Annotated in this window: 2 protein-coding genes; both read right to left on the bottom strand. The window is 39.1% G+C overall.

Annotation, left to right across the window (positions count from 1 at the left end; genetic code table 11):
- Window positions 1–110: hypothetical protein (locus AC29Z1_RS17530; protein WP_488272729.1), on the bottom strand; the 110-nt coding region annotated here is incomplete at its 3' end.
- A gap of 1 nt (window position 111) precedes the next feature.
- Window positions 112–1,251 (bottom strand): homoserine dehydrogenase (locus AC29Z1_RS17525; protein WP_488272727.1); only part of this gene is annotated, 1,140 nt, incomplete at its 5' end.

Genomic DNA, 1,251 nt, shown 5'->3' with positions numbered 1-1,251 from the left:
TTAAAAGCTTCAATTAAAGGTGTGTTGCCCTCTTTTAACGTGACAATATTTTCATCCTTTATGGGAGGCAAAAACTCTCTATAAGCTTTTATAATTCCTTCGTACGCCATTTTAATCTTCCCTCACTTTTATCACACTTTCTATTTTTTCTACTTCCTTTAGCTCCTCTATCTCTTTCAAAGCTTCCAAAACCTTACCTGTATTTGCAATGTGAGTCACCAATACAATTTCCGCTGTCTCTCCCAAAGACCCTTTTTGAACTACTGAAAGAAGGCTTATCCCCTTATTTCCCAAAACTCCTGTGATTTTGCTCATGACACCAGGCCTGTCAAAAGCGATAAGCCTTATATAGTATTTGGAAAAAGTATCTTCAATAGGTATTAAGTCTACCTCTTCACAGCCATTTTGTATTACTATGTGATTTTTCACATCCATTATGTCGGCAACCACTGCGCTGGCAGTAGGCATCATGCCAGCGCCTTGCCCGTAAAACATAACTTTTCCTACCGCATTTCCATCCACAAGTATTGCATTGAAAACGCCATTGACTCCGTTTAAAGGGTTGGTCTTTCTTATCATGACGGGATGAACCCAGGCTTCTAAGCGTTCTTTCTCGTCAATTCTGGCATAGGCCAGAAGCTTTATGGTATAACCCATCTCTTCTGCATACTGTATATCTGATTTAGAAATAAAATTTATCCCTTTTGTGTAGATTTTTTCTGGAAGAACAAATTTGTTAAAAGCCAGCATGCACAAAATGGCAAGCTTTCTCGCCGCATCAAAACCTTCTATATCGTCTGTGGGGTCTGCCTCTGCATACCCTTTTTGCTGCGCATCTTTTAAAACATCATCGAAGTCAAGGCCTTTCTCTTTCATTTCCGTCAAAATGTAATTGGTAGTACCGTTTAAAATTCCTTTTATCTCGTATATTTTGTTCGCAGCAAGGCACTGCTTCAAAGGCCTTATGATGGGAATTCCGCCTCCTACGGAGGCTTCATAAAGAAGGTGCACTTTCTTTTCTGTAGCAAGCTTTATAAGGTCTTTTCCGTGCTTTGCTATGACTTCTTTATTGGCAGTTACCACATGTTTGCCTTTTTGTAATGCTTTTGTTATATATTCTAAAGCGGGATGCTCTTTCCCCATCACTTCTACCACAACATCTATTTCCTCGTCTTCCAAAATATCTTCTGCGTTAAAAGTTATCTTCCCTTTTGCAAGAGGAGTTCTTTTTTTATTGGGGTCTTTTACAAG

Source organism: Sporomusa sp. (assembly GCF_057736855.1).
This window is presented reverse-complemented; position numbering and strand designations above follow the sequence as displayed.